At 73.7% G+C, this 23,137-nt stretch carries 21 protein-coding genes; 10 read left to right on the top strand and 11 right to left on the bottom strand.

Annotated elements, in window-relative coordinates:
* Window positions 1–20: 20 nt before the first annotated feature.
* A complete protein-coding gene (locus tag ACIA5F_RS26480; protein WP_399357102.1) occupies window positions 21–713 on the bottom strand; it encodes an ABC transporter ATP-binding protein in 693 nt (230 codons plus the stop codon).
* The gene (locus tag ACIA5F_RS26475) at window positions 710–1,795 is read right to left on the bottom strand and encodes an ABC transporter permease (protein WP_399357100.1); all 1,086 of its coding nucleotides are present in this window, start codon (window positions 1,793–1,795) and stop codon (window positions 710–712) included. Before ACIA5F_RS26475 ends, ACIA5F_RS26480 begins: the two co-directional genes overlap by 4 nt.
* A gap of 134 nt (window positions 1,796–1,929) precedes the next feature.
* On the opposite strand from ACIA5F_RS26475, the gene ACIA5F_RS26470 reads away from it, so the two are divergent.
* Together ACIA5F_RS26470 and ACIA5F_RS26465 are read left to right on the top strand one after the other, a co-directional pair.
* Entirely contained in the window at window positions 1,930–3,276 is a 1,347-nt protein-coding gene (locus tag ACIA5F_RS26470; protein ID WP_399357098.1) for a sensor histidine kinase, read from the top strand.
* On the top strand, window positions 3,273–3,908 hold the full coding sequence (locus tag ACIA5F_RS26465; protein ID WP_399357096.1) for a response regulator: 636 nt from the start codon (window positions 3,273–3,275) through the stop codon (window positions 3,906–3,908). Before ACIA5F_RS26470 ends, ACIA5F_RS26465 begins: the two co-directional genes overlap by 4 nt.
* A gap of 53 nt (window positions 3,909–3,961) precedes the next feature.
* Here ACIA5F_RS26465 and ACIA5F_RS26460 read toward each other — a convergent pair whose 3' ends face one another.
* Window positions 3,962–5,437, bottom strand: a complete 1,476-nt coding sequence (locus tag ACIA5F_RS26460; protein ID WP_399357094.1) for a PLP-dependent aminotransferase family protein — start codon at window positions 5,435–5,437, stop codon at window positions 3,962–3,964.
* A 90-nt stretch (window positions 5,438–5,527) separates the two neighbouring features.
* Between ACIA5F_RS26460 and ACIA5F_RS26455 the strand changes: the two genes are divergently transcribed.
* The 4 genes from ACIA5F_RS26455 to ACIA5F_RS26440 all read left to right on the top strand — a co-directional run bounded on the left by ACIA5F_RS26455 (window position 5,528) and on the right by ACIA5F_RS26440 (window position 9,796).
* Window positions 5,528–5,854, top strand: a complete 327-nt coding sequence (locus ACIA5F_RS26455; RefSeq protein WP_399357092.1) for a hypothetical protein — start codon at window positions 5,528–5,530, stop codon at window positions 5,852–5,854.
* On the top strand, window positions 5,764–6,435 hold the full coding sequence (locus ACIA5F_RS26450) for an NTP transferase domain-containing protein (protein WP_399357090.1): 672 nt from the start codon (window positions 5,764–5,766) through the stop codon (window positions 6,433–6,435). The genes ACIA5F_RS26455 and ACIA5F_RS26450 overlap by 91 nt, the downstream gene beginning before the upstream one ends.
* 264 nt (window positions 6,436–6,699) lie before the next feature.
* Window positions 6,700–8,328 carry a malate synthase A gene (gene aceB, locus ACIA5F_RS26445; RefSeq protein WP_399357088.1) on the top strand — a complete coding sequence of 543 codons (1,629 nt, stop codon included), beginning with the start codon at window positions 6,700–6,702 and terminating at the stop codon, window positions 8,326–8,328.
* A 277-nt stretch (window positions 8,329–8,605) separates the two neighbouring features.
* Window positions 8,606–9,796: a GDSL-type esterase/lipase family protein gene (locus ACIA5F_RS26440; protein WP_399357086.1), complete on the top strand. Its 1,191-nt coding sequence runs from the start codon at window positions 8,606–8,608 to the stop codon at window positions 9,794–9,796.
* 38 nt (window positions 9,797–9,834) lie between these two features.
* Here the strand turns inward: ACIA5F_RS26440 and ACIA5F_RS26435 are convergent, their stop codons facing one another.
* The 7 genes from ACIA5F_RS26435 to ACIA5F_RS26405 form a co-directional block, all read right to left on the bottom strand.
* The gene (locus ACIA5F_RS26435; protein ID WP_399357084.1) at window positions 9,835–11,319 is read right to left on the bottom strand and encodes a nucleobase:cation symporter-2 family protein; all 1,485 of its coding nucleotides are present in this window, start codon (window positions 11,317–11,319) and stop codon (window positions 9,835–9,837) included.
* Window positions 11,320–11,540: 221 nt separating this feature from the next.
* The gene (locus tag ACIA5F_RS26430) at window positions 11,541–12,962 is read right to left on the bottom strand and encodes an 8-oxoguanine deaminase (protein ID WP_399357082.1); all 1,422 of its coding nucleotides are present in this window, start codon (window positions 12,960–12,962) and stop codon (window positions 11,541–11,543) included.
* A 193-nt stretch (window positions 12,963–13,155) separates the two neighbouring features.
* On the bottom strand, window positions 13,156–14,091 hold the full coding sequence (gene pucL, locus ACIA5F_RS26425) for a factor-independent urate hydroxylase (protein ID WP_399357080.1): 936 nt from the start codon (window positions 14,089–14,091) through the stop codon (window positions 13,156–13,158).
* Between the two features lie 5 nt (window positions 14,092–14,096).
* Window positions 14,097–14,531 (bottom strand): hydroxyisourate hydrolase, encoded by a 435-nt coding sequence (gene uraH / locus ACIA5F_RS26420; RefSeq protein ID WP_399357079.1) that lies wholly within the window; start codon window positions 14,529–14,531, stop codon window positions 14,097–14,099.
* Window positions 14,532–14,533: 2 nt separating this feature from the next.
* On the bottom strand, window positions 14,534–15,040 hold the full coding sequence (gene uraD / locus ACIA5F_RS26415) for a 2-oxo-4-hydroxy-4-carboxy-5-ureidoimidazoline decarboxylase (protein WP_399357077.1): 507 nt from the start codon (window positions 15,038–15,040) through the stop codon (window positions 14,534–14,536).
* 194 nt (window positions 15,041–15,234) lie between these two features.
* Window positions 15,235–15,618, bottom strand: coding sequence for a helix-turn-helix domain-containing protein (locus tag ACIA5F_RS26410; RefSeq protein WP_399357075.1), 384 nt, complete (start codon window positions 15,616–15,618; stop codon window positions 15,235–15,237).
* Complete coding sequence (locus ACIA5F_RS26405) at window positions 15,615–15,866, bottom strand: hypothetical protein (RefSeq protein ID WP_399357073.1); 252 nt, start codon at window positions 15,864–15,866, stop codon at window positions 15,615–15,617. Before ACIA5F_RS26405 ends, ACIA5F_RS26410 begins: the two co-directional genes overlap by 4 nt.
* A gap of 127 nt (window positions 15,867–15,993) precedes the next feature.
* Between ACIA5F_RS26405 and ACIA5F_RS26400 the strand changes: the two genes are divergently transcribed.
* From ACIA5F_RS26400 to ACIA5F_RS26390, 3 genes are all read left to right on the top strand, one after another.
* Entirely contained in the window at window positions 15,994–16,827 is an 834-nt protein-coding gene (locus ACIA5F_RS26400; protein WP_399357071.1) for a TIM barrel protein, read from the top strand.
* Window positions 16,828–17,012: 185 nt separating this feature from the next.
* Window positions 17,013–17,912 carry a 2-hydroxy-3-oxopropionate reductase gene (locus ACIA5F_RS26395; protein ID WP_399357069.1) on the top strand — a complete coding sequence of 300 codons (900 nt, stop codon included), beginning with the start codon at window positions 17,013–17,015 and terminating at the stop codon, window positions 17,910–17,912.
* 741 nt (window positions 17,913–18,653) lie between these two features.
* Entirely contained in the window at window positions 18,654–19,973 is a 1,320-nt protein-coding gene (locus ACIA5F_RS26390) for a serine hydrolase domain-containing protein (protein WP_399357067.1), read from the top strand.
* Window positions 19,974–20,133: 160 nt separating this feature from the next.
* On the opposite strand, the gene gcl is transcribed toward ACIA5F_RS26390, so the two are convergent.
* Window positions 20,134–21,915 (bottom strand): glyoxylate carboligase, encoded by a 1,782-nt coding sequence (gene gcl, locus ACIA5F_RS26385; RefSeq protein WP_399357065.1) that lies wholly within the window; start codon window positions 21,913–21,915, stop codon window positions 20,134–20,136.
* 389 nt (window positions 21,916–22,304) lie between these two features.
* On the opposite strand from gcl, the gene ACIA5F_RS26380 reads away from it, so the two are divergent.
* Window positions 22,305–23,099 carry a hypothetical protein gene (locus ACIA5F_RS26380; RefSeq protein WP_399357063.1) on the top strand — a complete coding sequence of 265 codons (795 nt, stop codon included), beginning with the start codon at window positions 22,305–22,307 and terminating at the stop codon, window positions 23,097–23,099.
* Window positions 23,100–23,137 lie beyond the last annotated feature (38 nt).

Genomic DNA, 23,137 nt, shown 5'->3' with positions numbered 1-23,137 from the left:
CCCCCGCCCCGAGCCGCGGCTCACCGGGCCGGGGGCCCGTCCGCGGCGCAGGTCAGACGGCCGTCGCGCATCATCGCCGTGCGGTCCATCCGCTCCAGGTGGGCGTGGTCGTGGGTGACCAGCACGGTCGCGGTGGACCGCTCGCGGGTGAGGGTGACCAGCAGGTCGAGGACGGCGGCGCCGCGCTCGTGGTCGAGGGCGCTGGTCGGCTCGTCCACGAGCAGCACGGCGGGCTCGTTCATCAGGGCGCGGGCGATGTTGACGCGCTGGCGCTGGCCGCCGGAGAGCTGGTGCGGGCGCTTGTCGGCCTTGTCGGCCAGCCCCACCGCCGCCAGCAGCTCCCGGGCTCGCGAGCGCGCCTGCCGGGCGGGGCGGCCACAGAGGTGCGCCATGACCTGGAGCTGTTCGGCGGCGGTCAGCGAGGGCAGCAGGTTCGGCTGCTGGAAGACGATGCCGATCTCCTCCCGGCGCAGCCGCGCCTTCCCGGCGGCGCTCAGCAAGGAGACGTCCCGGCCCGCGACGAGGACCCGCCCGGAGTCCGGGGTGACCAGGGTGGCGGCGACGGCGAGCAGGCTGGACTTCCCGGAGCCGGAGGGCCCGACCACCGCCGCGAGCGTGCCCGCGGGCACCTCCAGCCGGACCGCGTCGAGGGCGGTGAGCCGGGTGTCACCGTCGGGGTAGGTGAGGGTGACGTCGTGGACGAGCAGGGTCATCGGGCGCTCCCGAGGGCGGTCAGCGGGTCGACGGCGGTGATCCGCCGGACGGACAGGGCCGCGCCCAGCGCGCCGAGCAGGATCATGACCGCGGCCGGGAGGAGCACGGTGGCGGGGTCGAGGACGAAGGGGACGTCACCGCCGCTGATCACGGCGCCGAGGACGGCGGCGAGGGCCGTGCCCAGCCCGGTGCCGGCCGCGAGCATGACCACGGCCTGGCCGAGGGCGTCGCGCAGCAGGGAGGCGGTGGAGGCGCCGAGGGCCTTCAGGACGGCGATGTCCCCGCTGCGCTGGATCGTCCACACCGTGAAGAAGGCGCCTATGACCAGGGCCGAGATGGCGAAGAGGAAGCCGCGCATCAGCTGGAGCGAGCCGTTCTCGGCCTGGTAGGAGCCTATGGCGCCCAGTGCCTCCCCGACGGTCTGCGCCCGGGTGCCGGCGGCCCGGTCCCCGGCGGCGAGGTCGAGGCCGCTCCCGGAGAGGGCGACGACCGTGGCGAGGGTCTCCAGGGAGGTGCCGGGGTTGCCCAGGCGCTGCCAGTCGTTGAGGTCGGCCCAGACGACCGGGGTGTGGCTGTAGGCGTCGGTGCCGGACACGGCGGCCACGGTCAGTTCCAGCGGGCCGATCCTGAGCGGGGCACCCGCGGTCAGCCCGCCGAGTTCCTTCGCCGCCTTCTCGCTGAGGACCACCCGGCCCTGGGTCAGCCCCGCGCCGCGCGGCCCGAGCCCCCCGGCGGGGTCCACGCCGAAGACGGAGACGGCGGCGGTCCGCTCGCCCGAGACGGCGTTGGTGGTGCGGATGCCGAGCGGCTCCGCCGCCCTCACCCCGGGCTGCCCGCGCCAGGCCAGCCAGGCGCTCTCGGGCACCTGGGAGGCGGTGAAGGAGACCTTCCGGTCACCGGTGGGCGCGGCGAAGGCCAGGTGGGAGGCGGGCAGGCCGGTGACGGCCGAGACGTTCTCCCGGGCCAGCCCGGCGGTGAGCCCCGACAACAGGCCGACCAGCAGCGTGATCAGCAGGACGACCGCGCCCATCAGGGCGAACCGTCCCCGGGCGAACCGTAGATCTCTCCATGCGACGAACATGTCCCCCACCTTGGTCTTCCGTGCGGGCACCGGGCATCGCGCCACGGCATCGATCCTCGCGCCGAAGGGACCATCGGGACATCGAACTTTCGGTTGACCGGAGCCGGGCGCTGTCGGCTTACGCTGGTCGGGCCATGGCTGACCCCGCACCCGAAACCGACACCCGGACCGACACCCGGACCGACGCCCGTACCGGCATCCCTACCGGCCCCCGGACCGACGCCCGCGCCGAGGACCGCCCCGGAGCCCCCTCCGGCGACCGGCCGCCGACGCCCGTCTCCCGGGTGCTGCGGCTCTGTCTGCACGCGCTGTTCCTCGGGCTGCTCGCGCTGGCCGCCTCCCGCGCCCTCACCGGCTCCGCGTCCCGCCCCGGGTGGGTGACGGCCGGGTGCGTGGTGCTGGCCGCCGTCTACGCGGCGGGCGTACGGGTCCCCCCGGCGCACCGCTCGCCGCGGGCCGGGGCGGTGTGGCTGGCGGGGCTGGGCGCGGCCTGGGCCGCGCTGCTCGTCGTCTCCCCGGACGGGCTGTGGATCGCCTTCCCGCTGTACTTCCTGGAACTGCACCTGCTGCGGCTGCGCTGGGGGATCGCGGCGGTCGTGGCAACCGCCGGCGCGGCCATCGGCGGATTCCTCCTGCACAGCGGTCCGGTCAGCCCGGGGGCCTTCCTCGGGCCGCTGCTGGGCGGGGCCGTGGCGGTGGCGACCGTCCTGGGCTACGAGGCCCTGTACCGGGAGAGCGAACGCCGCCGCGAGCTGATCGAGGAGCTGATCACGACCCGGGCCGAGCTGGCGGCGGCCGGGCGGAGCGCCGGAATCCTCGCCGAGCGGGAGCGGCTCGCCCGGGAGATCCACGACACCCTGGCCCAGGGGCTCTCCTCCATCCAGCTGCTGCTGCGGGCCGCCGAGCGGACCCTGCCGGAGCGGGACCCGGCGCTGGAGCACATCCGCCGGGCCCGGGAGGCCGCGCAGGAGAACCTCGCCGAGGCCCGGCGTTTCGTCCGGGCCCTGACCCCGCCCGACCTGGAGCACGGGTCGCTGGCCGCCGCGCTGGAGCGGCTCTGCGCGGGGGTGGCGGGGCCGCGGGTGCGGTTCTCGCTGAGCGGGACCCCGCAGGTGCTGCCGACCCCGTACGAGGTGGCCCTGTTGCGGATCGCGCAGTCGGCGCTGGCCAACGTGGTGCGGCACGCCGGGGCCGGGCGCGCCGGGATCACGCTCACCTTCATGGACTCCTCGGTCACGCTGGACGTCGTGGACGACGGGTGCGGCTTCGACCCGGCGGCGCCGTCCGGGCCGGGCGAGGGCGGCTTCGGCCTGCCCGCGATGCGGGCGCGCGCCGGGACGCTGGGCGGGCTGTTCACCGTGGAGTCCGCCCCCGGCCAGGGCACCGCCGTGGCCGTCACCCTGCCGCTGCCCGTGGACGCGGAGGCGGGCGCCGCCCCGCGCGCCCCGGCGACCCCGGAGCCCGTGGAGGCCCGCCGATGACGATCAGGCTGCTGCTGGCGGACGACCACCCGGTGGTGCGGGCGGGGCTGCGCGCGGTGCTGGACACCGAGCCGGACTTCGCCGTGGTCGCGGAGGCGGCGACGGCGGAGCGGGCGGTGGAGCTGGCGGCCACCGAGGAGGTGGACGTGGTGCTGATGGACCTCCAGTTCGGGCCCCGGCCCGGTATGCACGGCTCGCGGGCCACGGCGCTGATCACGGCCCGGGAGGCGGCCCCCCGGGTGCTGGTCCTGACCACGTACGACACGGACGCCGACATCCTGGCGGCGGTGGAGGCGGGTGCCTCGGGCTATCTGCTCAAGGACGCCCCGCCGGAGGAGCTGGCGGCGGCCGTACGGACGGCCGCGGCGGGCCAGTCGGCGCTGGCCCCGGCGGTGGCGCTGCGGCTGATGGACCGGATGCGGACCCCGGCGCAGGCGCTGACGCGGCGGGAGCTGGAGGTGCTGCAACTGGTCGCGGACGGGCTCTCGAACCAGCAGATCTCCCAGCGGCTCTTCCTCAGCCAGGCCACGGTCAAGTCCCACCTGGTCCACGTCTACGCCAAGCTCGGCGTCGACTCCCGTACGGCGGCGGTGGCGACGGCCGGTGCCCGCCGCCTGATCCGCACCCCGTAGGCCCGTCCACCACGGGGCCACGGGCCACGGGGCCCGCTCCCCCTACGCCTCGCCTACGCCACCCAGTGCGGGCGCTCCACCGCCGAGGCGAGCGGAACCCCCTCGTGGAGGGCGGCGGCGAGGAGGCGGACGGCCTCCTCCAGACGGTCGGGAGGGAGCGTGTACGGGATGCGCAGCCGGTGTTCGAAGGTCCCCGGGTCGACCCCGAAGCGGGCCCCCCGGCCGATGTGGACACCGGCCGCCGCGGCCCGTTCGGAGAGGGCCGAGCCGACCGCCTCGCCGAGGTCCACCCAGAGCGAGAGCCCGCCCGGCGGGAGCCGCCAGCTCCACTCCGGGGCGTGCCGCCGCAACGAGCCCTCCAGGGCGGCGCGCCGGACGCGGAGCTGGTCGAGGCGGGCGGGCAGCGACCGGTCCAGCCCCTCCAGCAGCGGGAGCGCGACGAGCTGGTCGAGGGCGGAGCCGGTCATGTCGGCCGCGACCCGTACCGTCGTCAGCTCGGTGATCATCTTGGCGGGGGCGCGTACCCAGCCGACCCGGAGCCCGCCCCAGTGGGTCTTGCTGAGCGAGCCGATGGTGATCACGTGGTCGGCTCCGCCGCGCGGGGCGAGCGAGGCCAGCGGCGGCGGGGCCGGGACGTCCAGCGCGATGTCGGCGATGGTCTCGTCGACCACCAGCCAGGTTCCGGTGCGCCGGGTCGCGGACAGCAGCCGCAGCCGCTCCTCCCCGGGCATCAGCGCGCCCGTCGGGTTGTGGAAGTCGGGGATCACGTACGCGAGCCTCGGCACGGTCTGGCGCAGCGTGGACTCGGCGATCTCCATGTCCCAGCCGGCGTCGGAGACGGCGATGGACCCGGTGCGCAGCCGGGCGTGGCGCAGGGCGTCGAGGGCGTTGGCGTAGGTGGGGTTCTCGGTGACGACGCGGTCCCCGGGCCGGCAGAGCAGGCTGACGACCAGGGCGAACGCCTGCTGGGCCCCGGCCGTGACGAGGATCTGCTCGGGGCGGGTGGGCAGCCCGCGCCGGGTGAACCGGGCGGCGACGGCCGCCCGCAGGTCGGGCAGGCCGAAGGGGTGGTAGCCGGGGGTGCGGGCGAGTTCGGGCAGCCGGGGCGCGGCCAGGGCCAGGGCCTCGGCGAGGGAACCCTCCGGCGCGCCCATGGCGGCGATGGCCAGGTCGATGCCGGAGTCCCCCCGGGCTCCGCCGAGGAGGGCGTGGGCGCCGACCGGGGCGTGGCCGTCGGGGAGTTCGGTCCAGGTGCCGGAACCGCGGCGGCTGCGGACGTAGCCGCTCTCGCGCAGCAGGTCGTAGGCGGCGGTGACGGTGGCGCGGCTGGCGCCGAGGGCGTCGGCGAGTTCGCGTTCGGCGGGCAGCCGTACGTGCAGGGCGATCCGGCCGTCGAGGATCAGGGTGCGGACGGCGTCGGCGAGGGCCCGGTACCCGGGGCGGGCCCGTACCCCTGCGGGGAGCAGGGCCGCGAGCGGGCGGCTGCCGATGGTTCTGTCCGCGGTCTGGACCACTCGTCCGTCTGCCATGCCAACCTTCCCCGATTGGCTCTGCCTGCCAGGCCAATCCGGCTCCAGACTCGCGGTACAGACCCCTGATTGGCAAGGAGAGACCGGAACATGCCGACCGACCGTGACGACCGCGCCCCGCTGACCGACCGCGCCACCCCGCTGACCGACCGCGCCACCCCGATGGCCGACCGTGTCCCGCTGACCGACCGGGACGAACGCGCCCTGGTGGCCGCCGCCGAGAACCGGATCGGCGTGCCGCTGCGGATCGGGGCCGCACCGGCCGCCGTACGGCGTCTTCTGGCGCGGCTGGCCCGTCCGGCCGGGGAGCGCCGAGAATCGGTGCCATGCCGAACGACACCGAAGCCGACACCGAAGGCAAAGCCGAAGCCGACAACACAAGCGCAGGCACCGGCACCGGCACCGGTTCCGCGGTGATCGCGGGCCTGCTCCTGGCGGCCGGGGGCGGCCGGCGCCTCGGGGGCCGGCCCAAGGCCCTGCTGCCCCACCGGGGCCGCCCGCTGGTCGAGAACGCCGTACGGGTCCTGCGCGAGGCGGGGTGCGGCCCCGTCCACGTGGTGCTCGGCGCCGCCGCGGCGGAGGTCCGCGCGCGGGCCGACCTGAGCGGGTGCGTGGTGAGCGAGAACCCGGACTGGGCCGAGGGGATGGGCTCGTCCCTGCGTACCGGCCTCGCCTCGCTGGCCGGTACGGGGGCCCGCGCGGTCCTGGTCTCCCTGGTGGACCAGCCGGGCATCGGCGCGGAGGCGGCGGCCCGGGTCCGGGCGGCGTACCGCTCCCCCGCGAGCCTGGCGGCGGCGGCGTACGAGGGGGTGCGCGGCCATCCGGTGCTGTTCGGCGCCGACCACTGGGCGGAGATCGCGGCGACGGCGACGGGCGACCGGGGGGCGCGGGTCCACCTGGCCCGGCACGCGGCGGAGCTGGTCCTGGTGGAGTGCGGGGACGTGGCCGATCCCTTCGACATCGACACCCCGCCCGATCTGGCGCGCCTGGCGCGGTGACACCGAGGGCCACGGACGGCCGGATTCCGCCGCCCGCCGCTGCCTGTCGCCGCCCGCGCCGCCGTTCCGGAGAGCCTCGGCATCAACACACCATTGAACTTCCACGATGAGGAAATTACTATCCACTGGTCAGAGCGCCCTGAACCCACAGACGGCGCCCGCGACCGCACTCCGGGACTCCCCCGCGCCGACGGCACCGCGTGCCGCCCCGCGCGGGCCTTGCCCGCACGGCCGCCGGGCACCGCCGCCGAAGGAGTGACAGCCATGTCCGCACCAGCGCCGTCCCCGCTGGCCGTCGTCGACGCCGCGCCCCTGCCCCGGCAGGACGAGGTCCTCACCGGAGCGGCCCTCGCCTTCGTGGCCGAGCTCCACCGGCGGTTCACCCCGCGCCGCGACGAGCTCCTCGCCCGCCGGGCCGGGCGGCGCGCCGAGATCGCCCGCACCTCCCGCCTCGACTTCCTCCCGGAGACCGCGTGGGTGCGCGAGGGCGACTGGCGGGTGGCTCCGGCACCGGCCGCGCTGGACGACCGCCGGGTGGAGATCACCGGCCCCACGGACCGCAGGATGACCGTCAACGCCCTCAACTCCGGCGCCCGCGTCTGGCTCGCCGACTTCGAGGACGCCTCCGCCCCCACCTGGGAGAACGTCGTCCTCGGCCAGCTCAACCTGATCGACGCCTACGAGCGCCGCATCGACTTCACCGACCCGCGCACGGGCAAGGCGTACGCACTGGGGCCCGCCGAGGAGCTGGCGACCGTCGTGATGCGCCCGCGCGGCTGGCACCTGGAGGAACGCCACCTGCGGGTGGACGGCGGCGCCGTCCCCGGCGCGCTCGTCGACTTCGGCCTGTACTTCTTCCACAACGCGCACCGCCTGATCGCCCTCGGCAAGGGCCCGTACTTCTACCTGCCGAAGACGGAGTCGCACCTGGAGGCGCGGCTCTGGAACGAGATCTTCGTCTTCGCCCAGGAGTACGTGGGCATCCCGCAGGGCACCGTCCGCGCCACGGTCCTCATCGAGACGATCACCGCCGCGTACGAGATGGAGGAGATCCTCTACGAGCTGCGCGACCACGCGGCGGGCCTGAACGCGGGCCGCTGGGACTACCTCTTCTCCATCGTCAAGAACTTCCGGGACGGCGGCGAGAAGTTCGTCCTGCCCGACCGCAACGCGGTGACGATGACCGCCCCGTTCATGCGCGCCTACACCGAACTGCTGGTGCGCACCTGTCACAAGCGCGGCGCGCACGCCATCGGCGGCATGGCGGCCTTCATCCCGTCCCGCAAGGACGCCGAGGCCAACAAGGTCGCGTTCGAGAAGGTCAGGGCCGACAAGGACCGCGAGGCGGGCGACGGCTTCGACGGCTCCTGGGTCGCCCACCCCGACCTGGTCCCGATCGCGCTGGCCTCCTTCGACGCGGTCCTCGGCGAGCGGCCGAACCAGAAGGACCGGCTGCGCGAGGACGTCTCGGTGGCCGCGGGCGACCTCATCGCGATCGACTCCCTGGAGGCGCGGCCGACGTACGAGGGGCTCCGCAACGCGGTGCAGGTCGGCATCCGCTACATCGAGGCCTGGCTGCGCGGCGTCGGCGCCGTCGCCATCTTCGGCCTGATGGAGGACGCGGCCACCGCCGAGATCTCGCGCTCGCAGATCTGGCAGTGGATCAACGCGGGCGTCGTCCTCGAACACGACGGCCAGGCGGTGAAGGTCACCGCCGAACTGACCCGCGCGCTCGCCGCCGACGAACTGGCGGCCGTCCGCGCCGAGACGGGCGACGAACTCTTCGCGGCCGGCAAGTGGCAGCAGGCCCACGACCTCCTCCTCCAGGTCTCCCTGGACGCGGACTACACGGACTTCCTCACCCTCCCGGCCTACGCCCAGCTCACCGACTGACCTCCCGCACCACAGCCGGACGGCCTCGGCCCCCGTCGCCCGCGAGGCGACGGGGGCCGAGGCGTGCCGGGGGCGGGGCGGTGGGGCGGTCCGGGAAGATTCTGCGGGGCCGAACGACCGGTCGGTCGTTATGTCATCGTGATCTGCGGCTACCTAGCGGTAACAAGTGGGGGCGTGTCACCTTTCCCGTGCCACCGGCCGGCGGTAACCCCCACTTACCCTGCCACGCGCCGGAGTTGTTCCCGCTCCGGGCGTGGCCGACCGCAGGAGTTCCGCAGTGATCGGATTCCGCAACGTCAGCAAGGACCGGGTCCGCGACCGTGTGCGACGGGCCGCCGGGGCCGGGATGGTCCTGCCGCTCGTCGCCGGGGCGCTGGTGGCCGCCGGGGCGGGCCCCGCCGTGGCCGGTCCCGGGCGCGGGCCCACGGCCGTGGTGGCCATGGGCGACAGCTACATCTCCGGCGAGGCCGGCCGGTGGAAGGGCAACAGCCTGACCGACAGCGGCAGTCGGAGCGGCACCGACCGGGCCTGGACCGGCGGCAGCACCTACGACCCCGCCCGGGTGTACGGCGCCACGGCCGGCGGGTGCGACCGCTCGGACTCCGCCGAGGTGCGCAGCGCCGGGCCGGTCGCCGAGGCCGCCGTCAACCTGGCCTGCTCGGGGGCGACCGCCGAGAACGTGTACCGGGCCGTCAGCGGCGGGGTGGCCCTCAAGGGCGAGGCGCCGCAGGCCGACCAGTTGGCCGCCGTGGCCGCCTCCCACGACGTCAAGGTGATCGCGCTCTCCGTCGGCGGGAACGACCTCGGATTCGCCGACATCATCAAGGAGTGCGCGTACGACTTCGTCCTCTGGGGCTCGTACTGCCACGACGACCAGCAGGCCGGGGTGGACCGGAAGATCGACGCCGTCATGGCCGGGGTCGCGAAGTCGGTGGACGAGGTGCGGGCCGTGATGCGGGGCGCCGGGTACGCCGACCCGGCGTACCGGATCGTGCTCCAGTCCTACCCCTCGCCGATCCCGCGCGGCGCGGAGAACCGGTACCCGCAGAGCGACTGGAGCCGGCTGGACACCGGCGGGTGCCCCTTCTGGAACCGTGACTCGGACTGGGCGCGCGACTCGCTCGTGCCGCAGCTCGCCGGCCGGATCAAGGCGGTGGCCGCGGCCAAGGGCGTCCAGTTCCTGGACCTGCGGGACATGCTCCAGGGGCGTGAGGCGTGCGCGAAGGCGAGCAGGCTGGTGAGTTCCTCGGCCCCGGCCTCGGCGCGGACGAGCGAGTGGGCGCGGTGGATCGACAGCAGTGGGACGCAGGGGCTCGTCCAGGAGTCCATGCACCCGAACTACTTCGGGCAGCTGGCCGCCGGCCGGTGTCTGGCGCTGGTCCTCGCGCGGCCCGCCGACGCCGGCTTCGGCTGCCGGAACACGGCCGGTGCGGACGAGAACGGGATGTACCTGACCCCGGCCGCGTAGGGCGCGCGTAGCCGCCCGGCCCCCGTCCCGGGCCCGTGTCAGTGGGCCGGGGTGGTCTCGGGGGCCGGGCTCCTGCGGGGGCCGAGGTGGTTGAAGGCCAGGTTGAGGACGATGGCCACCACGCAGCCGCTGCTGATCCCGGAGTCGAGGACGACGAGCAGGTCCTCGGGGAAGGCGTGGTAGAAGCCGGGCGCGGCGATCGGTATCAGGCCGATGCCGAGCGCGGCGGCGACGATCAGGGCGTTCTCGTCCTTCTCCAGGGCGGCGGAGGTCAGGGTCTGGATGCCGCTGGCCGCGACCGAGCCGAAGAGGACGATGCCCGCGCCGCCGAGGACCGGCAGCGGGACGAGCGCGATGACGGAGGCGGCGGCCGGACAGAGGCCGAGCAGGATCAGGATGCCGCCGCCCGCCGCGACGACGAACCGGCTGCGGACCCTGGTCATCGCGACGAGCCCGACGTTCTGGGCGAAGGCGCTGCACATGAAGCCGTTGAAGAGCGGGCTGACCGCGCTGCCGAGGGCGTCGGCGCGCAGACCGCCCGCGACGGTCCTCGCGTCGGCAGGACGTCCGACGATCCTGCCCAGCGCGAGCATGTCGGCGGTGGACTCGGTCATGCAGACGAGCATGACGACGCACATCGAGACGATCGCGGCGGCCTGGAACTGCGGGGCGCCGAAGTGGAACGGGGTGGGGAAGCCGATCAGGGGCGCGTTCCCGATCGCTTCGAAGCCGGTCATGCCCAGCGGGATCGCGAGGAGCGTGCCCACGGCCAGGCCGAGCAGGATGGAGATCTGCCGCAGGAAGCCGCGCAGGAACGTGCGCATCAGCAGGACGGTGACGAGGGTGAGGGCCGCCATGCCGATGTTCTTCATCGAGCCGTGGCCGGTGGCGGCGCTGTCGCCGCCCTGGGACCAGGTGAAGGCCACCGGGAGCAGGGAGACGCCGATCAGGGTGATGACCGTGCCGGTGACGACCGGGGGGAAGAAGCGGACGAGCCTGCCGAAGTAGGGGGCGGCGAGGAAGCCGAGGGCCCCGGCGACGACGATCGCGCCGAAGATGACGGGGAGGGCGTTCTCGCCCTGGTCCTTGCCGATGGCGATCATCGGGGTGACCCCGGCGAAGGAGACTCCGTTGACGAACGGCAGTCGGGCGCCGATCCGCCAGAACCCGAGGGTCTGGAGCAGGGTGGCGAGGCCCGCGGTGAAGAGCGAGGCGCCCATCAGGAAGGCGGTTTCGGTGGCGGAGAGACCCACGGCGGGGCCGACGATCATGGGTGGGGCGACGACGCCCGCGTACATGGCGGCCACGTGCTGGAGCCCGCCGGTGAACATCTTCAGCGGGGGCAGGACCTCGTCGACCGGGTGCTTCCCCTCCGGCGCGGCGGGCGTCGGCGCCGGGGCTGCCGACCCTGCGGCTGCGGGTACCCCGACTTCTGTTACCCCAACTTCCGGTACTGCGGCTTCCGGTACTGCGGTTTCCGGTACTGCGACTGCGTCTTTGCGAAACCTGGGCGTTGCGGCCACGGCTTCCTCCGGTCGGTTGAACACGTCGGCGGGGACGTGGGTGTCATGGAGGTGGCCCCTCCCGGCCCGTCGGGGCGGGAGGGGCCAGCGAAAGCGGTGCGAGTCGAGCCTGTATGTGGTGGTGGAGGGGAGGGGGGTGGGGGACCGGTTCGCCCGAACCGGCCCCGCAGGCCGGCCCCGGCCACCGGGGGCGCCTGTCGGCCGGATGTCCGGGATCGGGGTCAGGTCCGCGCGGCGATCCGGGCCAGGCGCCGGGCCTCCTCGCGCGTGGACACGGCGATGGCGTCCTCGTCGGCGAAGAGCAGCCGGCCGTCCTCGACGATCTGCCGGCCGTCGGCCATCGACAGGGTGACCGGGGCCGCCGCGCCGAGGACCAGCGCGGTGACCGGATCGGCGATGGAGGAGTGGGCCAGGGTGCTGAGGTTCCACATCACGAGGTCGGCGAGCTTGCCGGGTTCGAGGGAGCCGATCTGGTCCGCCCGGCCCAGGACCTGGGCGCCGCCGTACGTGCCCAGGCGCAGCGCCTGGCGCGCGGTGAGGGCGCGTTCGCGGTGGACGGGGCCGAGCCGGTTGATCAGCAGCGCGTTGCGCAGCTCGGTGTGGAGTTCGCCGGACTCGTTGGAGGCGGTGCCGTCCACACCGAGGCCGACGGGGACACCGGCGGCGAGCAGGTCCGGTACGCGGGCGATCCCCGCGCCCAGCCGGGCGTTGGAGGAGGGGCAGTGCGCGACGCCGGTGCGGGTGCGGGCGAAGGCGGCGATGTCGGAGTCGTTCATGTGGACGCTGTGGGCCATCCACACGTCCTCGCCGAGCCAGCCCGTCGACGCGAAGTAGTCGGTCGGGCCCATGCCGAAGAGTTCCTTGCAGAAGCGTTCTTCCTCGACGGTCTCGGAGCCGTGCGTGTGCAGGCGCACACCTTTGCGGCGGGCCAGTTCCGCCCCCTGGCGCAGTAGTTCGGTGGAGACCGAGAACGGCGAGCACGGGGCGACGGCGATCTGGGTCATCGCGTCGAAGGAGGCGTCGTGGTAGCGGTCGATGGTCTCCTCGGTCGCGGCGAGCGCGCCGTCGAGGCTCTCCACGGCGAAGTCGGGCGGCAGGCCGCCGTCCTTGGCGGAGCGGTCCATCGAGCCGCGGGCGAGGGTGAACCGTACGCCCATCGCGGACGCGGCGCGGACGATGGCGCCGGAGAGGTCGCCGGAGCCCCGGGGGAAGACGTAGTGGTGGTCCGTGGCGGTCGTGACCCCGCCGCGGACCATCATCGCCAGGGAGCCCTGGGCGGCCGTGCCGACCATCCGCTCGTCGATGCGCGCCCAGGTCGGGTACAGGGCGACGAGCCAGTCGAAGAGGTTGTGGTCGGTGGCCAGGCCGCGGGTGATCCACTGGTAGAAGTGGTGGTGGGTGTTGACCAGTCCGGGGGTCACCAGGTGCCCGGTGCCGTCGATCCGGCGGACGACGCCGTCGAGACCGCCGGGGGCCCTGCCCGCGCCGACGGACTCGATCCTGTTGCCCGCGACGACGACGTGGCCCGAGGCGTACTCGGTGTCGTGCGCGTCGACGGTCGCGATCGCACAGTTCTCGATGACGGTGCGTTCGACCGTGCCGTCAGGGGCTGCGGGGGCTGTCGGTGCTGCGGGCGCTGTCATGGGGAGGGGTGCCTCGTGCTTTCAGCGACGGTACGAGCAGGACAGGACGGGGCAGGACCCGGGGAGGTGAGCGGCGGCGCACCCGTCTCCAGCGGGGACGCCGGGGGAACCGGGCCCCGCGCCACCACAGCCGCCATGGCCACCACGGCCGTCACCACGGCCGTCATTACGGCCCCGGACCGAACGGGCCGGGTCAGAGGTTGGTCATGTCCACGGGGATGCGGGCCTCGGCGCCGTCCCGCAGGACCGTGGCCTCGATGAGGCCGTAGGGGCGGTCCGCGGCGAAGTAGACCTCGTTGTCGTTGCTGAGGCCGAAGGGTTCGAGGTCCACCAGGAAGTGGTGCTTGTTCGGGAGCGAGAAGCGGACCTCGTCGATCTCCGGCCGGTGGTCGACGATGCGCGAACCCATCTGGTACAGCGTCTGCTGGAGCGAGAGGGAGCGGGTCTCCGCGAACGCCTGGAGCATGTGCTTGCGGGTCTCGGCGTAGGACTTCTCCCAGTGGGGCATCTGCTGCGCGTCGTCGGACCAGCTGAAGCGCCAGCGGCCCGAGACCTCGGTGGCCAGGATGCGGTCGTACGCCTCGCGCAGGGTCGTGTACTTGTCCTTCGCGTACCCCCAGAACTCGGAGTTCGTGGAGTTCAGGACGGTCAGGTCCTTGAGGCCGGAGACGACCTCCCAGCGGACGCCGTCGTAGGTGACCTGGGTGACGCGGGTCTCCGCGCCCTGGCGGACGAAGGAGTGGTTGACCTCGTCGGCGCCGATCAACCCCGAGGCGGTCTCCAAGGCAGTCTCCGAGGCGGCGATCCGGCCCCAGGCGTACTCCTCGATCCGGATGCGTGCCTTCTGGATCGGCTCCTGGCTGCCGACGAACCAGCGCGCCAGGTGGATGCCGAACTGCTCGGCGGAGTCGATGCCGTACTCCTTGGCGAACGCGTACACCGTGTTCTTGGTGGTGTCCGTCGGCAGGACGTGGGCGTTCGAGCCGGAGAGGTGGACGTCGTCCATGGCGCCGGAGAGGGCGACGGAGACGTTCAGGTCCTTGATGTGGTGGGTGGCGCCGTCCCTGGTGATCCTGACGACGCGGTTCTCCGCTTTGCCGTACTGGTTCTGGCCGAGCATCGTGGGCATGTCCGCTAGCTCCCTCGGTAGACGGAGTAGCCGAACGGGCTGAGCAGCAGCGGTACGTGGTGGTGCTCGCCCGGGGAGACCGCGAAGGTGACGGTGACCTCGGGGAAGAACGCGCCGCTGTCCCCCGCGCGGGGGGCGTCCTGCCGTGCCTCGGCCCGCCGGTGCGAGAAGTACGCCTCGGTCTCGAAGCCGAGACGCACGTGGGTGGTGTCCTGCGGCGGGGCCGGCAGGTCCGTACAGCGCCCGTCCGCGTCGGTGGCGGCGGAGCCGAGGGCGGTCCACCGGCCGTCGGGGCCGGTCCGGGCCGACAGGAGGACGGTGACACCCGGGGCGGGTCTGCCGGTGCTGGTGTCCAGGATGTGGGTGGACACCGACGCCGTGGTCCCGGCGCTCGCACTCCCGTTGCTCGTACTCCCGTTGCTCGTGCTCCCGTTGCTCATGGTCACTCTCCTTCCGCGAGGCGGGTCAGACGAATGCGGTTGATCTTCACGAGCTCGTCGCGGGCGGTCTCCCGTTCCTCCTCGGGCGAGTTCCCGCTCCTCGCCCTGAGGGCGTCGCGCAGCTGCTCGCCGGTGGCGCCGGTCGCGCAGACGAGGAAGACGTGGCCGAACTTCTCCTGGTAGGCGAGGCCCAGTTCGAGCAGCTCGCGCCTGAGGTCCCCGGAGGCTCCGGCCAGGCCGCGCTGTTCGCGGGCGGAGACCGGGTCCCCGGGCTTCGGCCGGCCGATCGGGGGGTGGCCCGCTATCGCCTCGCCCAGCTCCCCGGCGGTGAGCCGGGCCGTGGCGGCGTCGCTCGCGGAGCAGAGGGCGGCCGTGGTGGCGAAGGGGCGCCGGGCGAGCAGCCGGCTCCCCCACTCCCGGCCGGCGCACACCTCGCGGAGCGCGGCGGCGGCGGCGCTGTCGTCCAGGGCGTTGAACCGGGTGAGACCCGGGGGCGGGCTCGACGTCACGGTGACCTCCGCGGCCTGTTGTCGCTGTTGTCGCTGAACGGGCTGGCCATAGCTAACGCCTTCGGCAACACGGCGTCAACACTTTGTTGAAATTTCGGGTGCGCGGAAGCCGCCGCCCGGGCGAACGGGGCGGCGGCTCGTCAGCTCCGGCGGCTCGTCGGCCCCGGCGGCTCGTCAGCTCCGGCGGGCGGACCTCAACCCTGGCCGCTCCGGCCGGGGTTCTCCCTGTTCAGGTAGTTGTAGACGGTGAAGCGGCTCACGCCCAGGGCCGCCGCGACCGTTTCCACTCCGTGCCGGACGGAGAAGGCGCCGCGCGCCTCCAGCGTCCGTACGACGTCCTGCTTGGCCTTGCGGTCGAGCTGCGCCAGCGGCATGCCGTGCAGGCGTTCGAGGGCGGCCAGGATGCGGTCCAGGGAGTCCGAGAGCTGGGGCAGGCGGACGGCCAGCACCTTCCGGCCCTCCCAGGTGAGTACGACGTCGTCGGCCTCCGCCAGCGCCGGGTCGAGCAGTTCGCCGCCCATCGCGTCCACGAGCGGCTTGACCGCGGCGGCGAACGGCTGGTCGCGGGGGTCGGTCACGGCGTGTCCTCCCCGATCACGTTGAGCTGGAGGGTGACGCGCGTGGCCCCGGCGTCCAGCGCGTCGCGCAGCAGCGCGGTCACCGCGCCGAGGACCTCCTCGGCGCTCCCCTCGCCCGTGTTGCCGAACGGCCCGACGTCGACCGCGTCCAGCCGGGCCCGCTGGATGACCTCGCGGGCGGCCACGGCATGGGCGGGGGCCTCTTCGAGGTCGAAGGGCTCGGTCGTGAACTCCACTCTCAATCGCACGCTGGTCAAGCTACCCCGCGACCGCGATCTCCCGGCGGCCGACCACTTGACATCCACGCAAGACCCCATGCAATCTTCCATCAAGCAGAAAACAACTTCCGCAATACGGAAGGAGCGTACGCCGCTCATGGGATACACGGACCAGCGCTTCGATGTGAACCTGTCGATCCTCTTCACCGAACTCCCGCTCCTGGAGCGCCCCGCGGCCGCCGCCGCGGCGGGCTTCACCGCGGTCGAGCTGTGGTGGCCCTGGACCGGGACCCCCACCCCCGCCCGGGAGGAGCTCGACGCCCTCAGGAGGGCCCTCGACGAGGCCGGCACCCGGCTGGTGGGCCTGAACTTCTACGCCGGCCGGCTGCCGGGACCGGACCGCGGCGCGGCCTCGGTGCCGGGCGAGGAATCGGAGCGCTTCCGGGCCAACCTCGACGTGGCCGCCGACTTCGCGGCCTCGGTGGGCTGCAAGGCGCTGAACGCCCTCTACGGCAACCGCGTCGACGGCGTGGACCCGGCCGCGCAGGACGAACTGGCCCTGCGCAACCTCGTCGCCGCGGCCCGCGCCGCGCACCGGGTCGGCGCGGTGCTCCTGATCGAGGCGCTGAACGCGCCCGAGTCCCCGCACTACCCGCTGGTGAGCGCCCCCGCCGCCGTCGAGGTGGCGGACCGGGTCAACGAGGCCACCGGCCTCGGGAACGCCACGTTCCTGCTCGACCTGTACCACTTGGCGATGAACGGGGAGGACCTCTTCGAGGTCGTCGAGAAGTACGCCGCCAGGACCGGTCACGTCCAGATCGCGGACATGCCGGGCCGGGGCGCCCCCGGCACCGGCTCCCTGCCCCTGGAGGAACTGCTCGGCCGGCTCCGCAAAGCTGGTTACGAGGGGTTCGTGGGCCTGGAGTACAAGGCGCAGGACGCCGCCGCGTCCTTCGGCTGGCTGCCCGCCGGGGCCCGCGCCGCCGGATAGCGCCCCGGCCGGAACCGGACAGCGCCGCGACCGGAAAGGTGTGCCGGTGAGCCCTCACGGCTACGGCACCACCCCGCGCGGAGGCGGCGCGGGACCGCGCGGGACCCCCGTACCGACGCCCGCGCCTTGCGCACCCTCCGCACCCCCGTACCTTCCGCACAGAGCCCTGGAGAAGGACCCTCATCATGAGCAACTCCGCCGCCCTCCCCTCCATCGCGTGGATCGGTCTCGGCATCATGGGTTCCCCCATGGCCGAGAACCTCCTGAAGGCCGGTTACCGGGTCACCGGTCACACCCTGGAGCAGGGGAAGCTGGACCGGCTGGCCGCCGCCGGAGGCGCGGTGGCCGGTTCGGTCGCCGAGGCCGTCCGCGACGCCGATGTCGTCATCACGATGGTGCCCGCCTCCCCGCAGGTGGAGGCCATCGCCTACGGCGAGCACGGCATCCTGGAGAACGCCCGGCCCGGCACGCTGGTCATCGACATGTCCTCGATCACTCCGCAGACCTCGGTCGACCTCGCCCGCAACGCCGCCAGGAAGGGCATCCGCGTCCTCGACGCCCCGGTCTCCGGTGGCGAGGCCGGGGCCGTCGAGGCCGTCCTGTCGATCATGGTGGGCGGTGAACAGGCCGACTTCGACGAGGCCCTGCCCGTCCTGGAGGCCCTCGGCCGGACCATCGTCCGGTGCGGCCCGCACGGCTCCGGCCAGACGGTGAAGGCCGCCAACCAGCTCATCGTCGCGGTGAACATCCAGGCGTGCGCCGAGGCCGTCGTCTTCCTGGAGAAGTCCGGCGTGGACCTCCGGGCCGCCCTGGACGTCCTGGGCGGCGGGCTGGCCGGGTCCACCGTGCTGGCCCGCAAGAAGGAGAACTTCCTGAACCGGGACTTCGCGCCCGGCTTCCGGATCGACCTGCACCACAAGGACATGGGCATCGTCACCGACGCCGCGCGCCACGTCGGCGCGGCCCTGCCGGTCGGGGCGGTCGTCGCCCAGCTCGTGGCCTCGCTGCGCGCCCAGGGTGACGGCGGCCTGGACCACTCGGCGCTGCTCCGCGCCGTCGAACGCCTCTCCGGCACGGAGATCTGAGACCGGGACCGGAGATCCGGCACACCTGAGACTTCCCCGCCCTGCGGGGAACGAGTTTCCGGGCGGCGCGGGTGCTGACACCTGTCCTGTCGCGCCCAGGCACCCGCGCCGCCCGGATCACCACGCCCGGCCCCTCGCCCCCCCTCTCGCACGCCCCCTCCGTACGGCGGGCGCGCCGAGGAGACCGTCCACACACCCCGCGCGAGGACCGGGCCGGCCCACCGAACCGCACCGGGGGCCCGACGGGAGGTCGGGTTCCCGGTGCCACCCGCACCGCGACCGGACGAGGGTCATACGCGGTGGGGGCAGGGCGGGGACCGTGGCGGGCGTCGGGCCCAGTGCGGGGGCCAGGGGTCCTGGAGCCGTCCCCCGACATGAGGGGGACCGGAACGCGGACCCCGTCGTCGCCCGCCACGGTCCCCGTCCGTACGCCGTCCGTACGCCGTCCGTACGCCGTCCGGCGGAGCGCCGGGTCACGGAAGTCCCCGTGGCCCGGCGCTCCGTCGTGTCGGCCGACAGCCCCCGACAGCCCCCGGCGGGCGGTCCGGCGGGCGGGCAGTCACCGGGCCCGTGTCCGCCCGGTCTCCGTCAGTGATCTCCGTTGTGATCTCCGGCTGCGGTCAACCCTGTCGGCCTCCGGCTGCGTCCCTCCCCGTGTCAAGGTTCGCGCCGACGCCCGGACAGCGGGAGCGGGCGGCGCGGTCACGGGGAGTACGGCCGACGGCCGGAACGGGAGCGGACATGACCACGTTACGACGGGGAGCACGTGCGGGACTGGTGGGGCTGGCGGTGGCGACGGCGATGACCGTGGCGGGCGCCGGCGGGGTCGCGCAGGCTCAGTCCGGCGAGAACGGGAAGGGCCGGGGCCACGGCCACACGGCGACCCAGCGCGCCGTCGACGCCATGGTGGCGGCGGGAGTGCCGGGCGTCACGGTGCAGACCAGGAACGGCAACACGGTCTGGAAGAGCACCTCGGGGGTCGGGAACCTCACCACGGGGACACCGCGGGGCACGGACGACCGGTTCCGGATCGCCAGCATCACCAAGACGTTCGTGGCGACCGTGCTGCTGCAGATGGAGGCCGAGGGCCGGCTGAGCCTGGACGACACGGTGGAGCGCCACCTGCCGGGGCTCGTACGGGGCAACGGCCACGACGGCCGCACCATCACCGTGCGGCAGCTGCTCAACCACACCAGCGGGGTCTACAACTACGACTCGGACCCCGCCTACCAGCAGAAATACATCCTGGCCCCCGGTTTCCCGAAGCACCGGTACGACACCCGGACACCGGAGGAAGCGGTGCGCGTGGCCATGACACACCCGCCGCACGCCGCCCCCGGCACCCAGTGGAACTACTCGAACACCAACTACGTCCTCGCCGGAATGCTCATCGAGAAGGTGGGCGGGAACACCTACGAGGAGGAGGTGCGCAAGCGCATCGTCAAGCCGCTGGGGCTGCGCGCGACCACCCTGCCGGGCGACAGCAGCCACATGCCGAAGCCGAGCAGCCGGGCGTACTCCAAGCTGTCGCTCGACCCGGCCGCCACCAGGATCTACGACGTGACCCTGAACAACGGGTCCCAGCTGTGGGCCGACGGCGACATCATCTCCACCACCGGCGACCTGAACCGGTTCTTCAGCGCCCTGCTGGGCGGGAAGGTGCTTCCCGCCCAGCAGCTCGCCGCGATGAAGACCACGGTCGCGATGGACCCGCGCCTGCCGTCGTACGGGTACGGCCTCGGGCTCTACACCTTCACGACGAGCTGCGGCACGAAGGTGTGGGGGCACAGCGGCGGCTGGCTCGGCTCCCGCTCGAACGCCGTCACCACCGAGGACGGCCGGCACGGTCTCGCGTACAACTCGAACGGGGACTGGGTGGACGAGGACCGGGTCGTCGAGGCCGAGTTCTGCGGCGTCGACCCCACGAAGGCGGGAGCGAAGGCCGGGACGGAGACCGGGGCCGGGGCCGGGGCGGAGGCCGGGGCGGAGGCCGGGGCGGAGGCCGGGGCGGAGCTCTTCGCCCCGGCGGGTCCGCGGGCCCTGCCGGGCGACCGCGGCTGACCCTGCGGCTCCGGTTCTCCGCGCGGCCCCCGTCCCCTCCGGTTCGTACGGAGCGGACGGGGGCCGCCGTCAGGTCCGGGACCCGCCGGGTACGGGCCGTCAGATGCGGGACCCGCCGGGTACGGGGCCGTCGAGTACGGGGGCTCGGGTGCCCGGCGGGTCAGACGGAGAGCGGGCGGATCGAGGTCGGGGCGTGTCCCGGCTCGGTCGCCAGCTCCTCCCACTCGTTGATGGCGTCGATCCCCGCGCCGCCCATCGAGATGTTGGTGACCCGCTCCAGGATCGCCTCGACCACGACCGGCACCCGGAACTCCGCGGCGAGCTTCTTGGCCTCCTCCAGGGCGGCCCCGAGCTCGTTCGGGTCGGTCACGCGGATGGCCTTGCAGCCCAGCCCCTCGACCACCTTGACGTGGTCGACGCCGTAGACGCCCAGCTCCGGTGAGTTGATGTTCTCGAACTCCAGGTTGACCTGGAAGTTGATGTCCAGGTTGCGCTGGGCCTGGCGGATCAGGCCGAGGTAGGCGTTGTTGACGAGGACGTGGACGTACGGAATGCGGTGCTGCGCCCCGACGGCCAGTTCCTCCAGCATGAACTGGAAGTCGTAGTCGCCGGAGAGCGCGACGACGGGGGTGGTCGGGTCGGCGGTGGCGACGCCGATCGCGGCCGGGATGGTCCAGCCGAGCGGCCCGGCCTGACCGCAGTTGATCCAGTGGCGCGGCCGGAAGACGTGCAGCATCTGCGCGCCGGCGATCTGGGAGAGGCCGATGGTGGTGACGTAGCGGGTCTCCGGGCCGAAGGCCCTGTTCATCTCCTCGTAGACGCGCTGCGGCTTCATGGGGATGTCGTCGAAGTGGGTGCGGCGCTGGAGGGTCGCCCGGCGGTGCTGCGTCTCGGCGGCCCAGACGGTGCGGTCGGGCAGCCCGCCCCGCGCCCCGGTCTCCCGGGCGAGTTCGACCAGGAGTTCCAGGGCGGCCCCGGCGTCGGAGGCGAAGCCGTAGTCCGGGGCGAAGATCCTGCCGATCTGGGTGGGTTCGATGTCGATGTGGACGAAGGTGCGGCCCTTGGTGTAGACGTCGAGGTCGCCGGTGTGGCGGTTGGCCCACCGGTTGCCGATGCCGAGGACGAAGTCCGAGGCGAGCAGGTTCTCGTTGCCGTAGCGGTGCGAGGTCTGGAGCCCGACCATCCCCGCGTTCAGCTCGTGGTCGTCACCGATGGCGCCCCAGCCCATCAGGGTCGGGACGACCGGGGTGCCCGTCAGTTCGGCGAACTCGACCAGCAGTTCGCAGGCGTCGGCGTTAATGATCCCGCCCCCGGCGACGATCAGCGGGCGCTCGGACTCCAGCAGGAACCGCAGGGCCTTGGCCGCCTGGGCGCGGGTCGCCCGCGGCTTGTGGACCGGGAGCGGTTCGTAGGTCAGCGGGTCGAACTCGATCTCGGTGAGCTGGACGTCGATGGGCAGGTCGACGAGGACCGGTCCGGGGCGGCCCGAGCGCATCAGGTGGAACGCCTGCTGGAGGACGCCCGGGACCTGCGCGGCTTCCAGGACCGTGGTCGCGGCCTTGGTGACCGGCCTGGCGATCGAGGCGATGTCGACGGCCTGGAAGTCCTCCTTGTGGAGCTTGGCGACCGGGGCCTGACCGGTGATGCAGAGGATCGGGATCGAGTCCGCGATGGCCGAGTAGAGCCCGGTGATCATGTCCGTGCCGGCGGGGCCGGACGTGCCGACGCAGACGCCGATGTTGCCCGCGGCGGCCCGGGTGTACCCCTCCGCCATGTGCGAGGCGCCCTCGACGTGGCGGGCCAGCGTGTGCGTGATGCCACCGACGTTCTTGAGCTCCCGGTAGAAGGGGTTGATCGCGGCGCCGGGGACGCCGAACGCGTGCGTAACGCCCTCGCGCTTGAGGATCTCCACTGCGGCGGCGGCTGCTGTCATTCGAGGCATCGAGGTCTCCTGCGGGTCCGACGACCAGATTCTTCCATCATGCGGAAACTTTGTTCTGCTATGCGGAACAAGCTCAGTCTCGGCTCTCCTGCCGCCAGCCGTCAAGGGCGGACCCGGGGCCCGGAAGCCGCAGACCCCGGACCCGGCACGCGGAAGCCGTCGCCACGGGCCCCGCCGACACCGCCGACGTCATCGCCGGGGCGGCCGAGAGCCCGCTGTGGGACCACTGCGGGTCCGCTGTGGGTCCGCTGTGGGTCCGCTGTGGGCCGATCGAGGGCCGGCCAAGGGCCGGCTGGCGTCAGACCGGGAGAACACGGACACGGTCACCCCAGCGGTGGCGGGTGGTGGAGCATGGACCTACGCACAGCGACGAAGGGGGTCCAGATCTCATGGCGGAAGCGGTACCGGTGCGCTGCCCGGCCTGCCTGCGCGAGAGCAACTACACCGCGCCGGTCTTCCCGTGCGCCTGCGGGAGCCCGGTCGTGCCTCCGCTCGACCTGACGGCGCCACCCCTGACACTGACCCACCGGACCTGGTCGGGGAGTTGGGTGGCGGTGCGGTGCGCGGCCTGCGCGCGGGAGAGCGAGTGGCCGCACCCCGAGCTGGGATGCGGCTCCTGCGGGACGGTGGTGCTGATCCCGGTCCACCCGCTGGAACCGCAGGGCCCGCCGCCGGGAGGCTCCGGGCCGCGCGCCGACGCGGCCGACGGCGGCCGGAGCGCCCCGCCGCCCTCCGGCACGCCCCCGCACCCACACCCGCGCCCCGGGCAGGCCGTACCGGCGCCCCGGCCGACACCCCGGCCGGACTTCCGGCCGGTGACGATCCGTACCGCCCGGGACGCCGTGACCGCCGCCGCGCTGTACCTGCGCTGGCTCGGGTTCGAGGACGTACACCCGCCCGAGGCCCGCCCGGCCCCTGCGGCGGCGGTGGACCTACGGGCACCCGGGCTGGTGGCGCAGGTGGACCCGACCACCGCTCCGGCCGGGCTGCGGGCGGTGGAGTGCGTCTGGCTGAACGGGCTCACCGCCTCCGCGACCAGCGTCTACTTCGCGCTCGCCGGGTACACGGAGGACGCCCGCACCCGCGCGGACGCCCTGGGCATACCGCTCTTCGTCATGGACCTCACGGGCACTCCCCAACCGGTCAACGACCCGGCGGACGAACTCGTCGGCCGGGGGTCCTAGGCTCGGCGTCCTGCCCTGTCCCTCTGTCCTGTTCCTCT

Origin of the sequence: Streptomyces sp. NPDC051567, from assembly GCF_044454165.1 — a bacterium.
Classification (GTDB): Bacteria; Actinomycetota; Actinomycetes; order Streptomycetales; family Streptomycetaceae; genus Streptomyces.
This window is presented reverse-complemented; position numbering and strand designations above follow the sequence as displayed.

Excerpts from the sequence above, each read along its gene's own strand:
- ACIA5F_RS26480 (WP_399357102.1), bottom strand. The coding sequence starts at position 713 with ATGACCCTGCTCGTCCACGACGTCACCCTCACCTACCCCGACGGTGAC.
- ACIA5F_RS26475 (WP_399357100.1), bottom strand. The coding sequence starts at position 1,795 with ATGTTCGTCGCATGGAGAGATCTACGGTTCGCCCGGGGACGGTTCGCC.
- ACIA5F_RS26470 (WP_399357098.1), top strand. The coding sequence starts at position 1,930 with ATGGCTGACCCCGCACCCGAAACCGACACCCGGACCGACACCCGGACC.
- ACIA5F_RS26465 (WP_399357096.1), top strand. The coding sequence starts at position 3,273 with ATGACGATCAGGCTGCTGCTGGCGGACGACCACCCGGTGGTGCGGGCG.
- ACIA5F_RS26460 (WP_399357094.1), bottom strand. The coding sequence starts at position 5,437 with ATGGCAGACGGACGAGTGGTCCAGACCGCGGACAGAACCATCGGCAGC.
- ACIA5F_RS26455 (WP_399357092.1), top strand. The coding sequence starts at position 5,528 with ATGCCGACCGACCGTGACGACCGCGCCCCGCTGACCGACCGCGCCACC.
- ACIA5F_RS26450 (WP_399357090.1), top strand. The coding sequence starts at position 5,764 with ATGCCGAACGACACCGAAGCCGACACCGAAGGCAAAGCCGAAGCCGAC.
- aceB (WP_399357088.1), top strand. The coding sequence starts at position 6,700 with ATGTCCGCACCAGCGCCGTCCCCGCTGGCCGTCGTCGACGCCGCGCCC.
- ACIA5F_RS26430 (WP_399357082.1), bottom strand. The coding sequence starts at position 12,962 with ATGACAGCGCCCGCAGCACCGACAGCCCCCGCAGCCCCTGACGGCACG.
- pucL (WP_399357080.1), bottom strand. The coding sequence starts at position 14,091 with ATGCCCACGATGCTCGGCCAGAACCAGTACGGCAAAGCGGAGAACCGC.
- uraH (WP_399357079.1), bottom strand. The coding sequence starts at position 14,531 with ATGAGCAACGGGAGCACGAGCAACGGGAGTACGAGCAACGGGAGTGCG.
- ACIA5F_RS26400 (WP_399357071.1), top strand. The coding sequence starts at position 15,994 with ATGGGATACACGGACCAGCGCTTCGATGTGAACCTGTCGATCCTCTTC.
- ACIA5F_RS26395 (WP_399357069.1), top strand. The coding sequence starts at position 17,013 with ATGAGCAACTCCGCCGCCCTCCCCTCCATCGCGTGGATCGGTCTCGGC.
- ACIA5F_RS26390 (WP_399357067.1), top strand. The coding sequence starts at position 18,654 with ATGACCACGTTACGACGGGGAGCACGTGCGGGACTGGTGGGGCTGGCG.
- gcl (WP_399357065.1), bottom strand. The coding sequence starts at position 21,915 with ATGCCTCGAATGACAGCAGCCGCCGCCGCAGTGGAGATCCTCAAGCGC.
- ACIA5F_RS26380 (WP_399357063.1), top strand. The coding sequence starts at position 22,305 with ATGGCGGAAGCGGTACCGGTGCGCTGCCCGGCCTGCCTGCGCGAGAGC.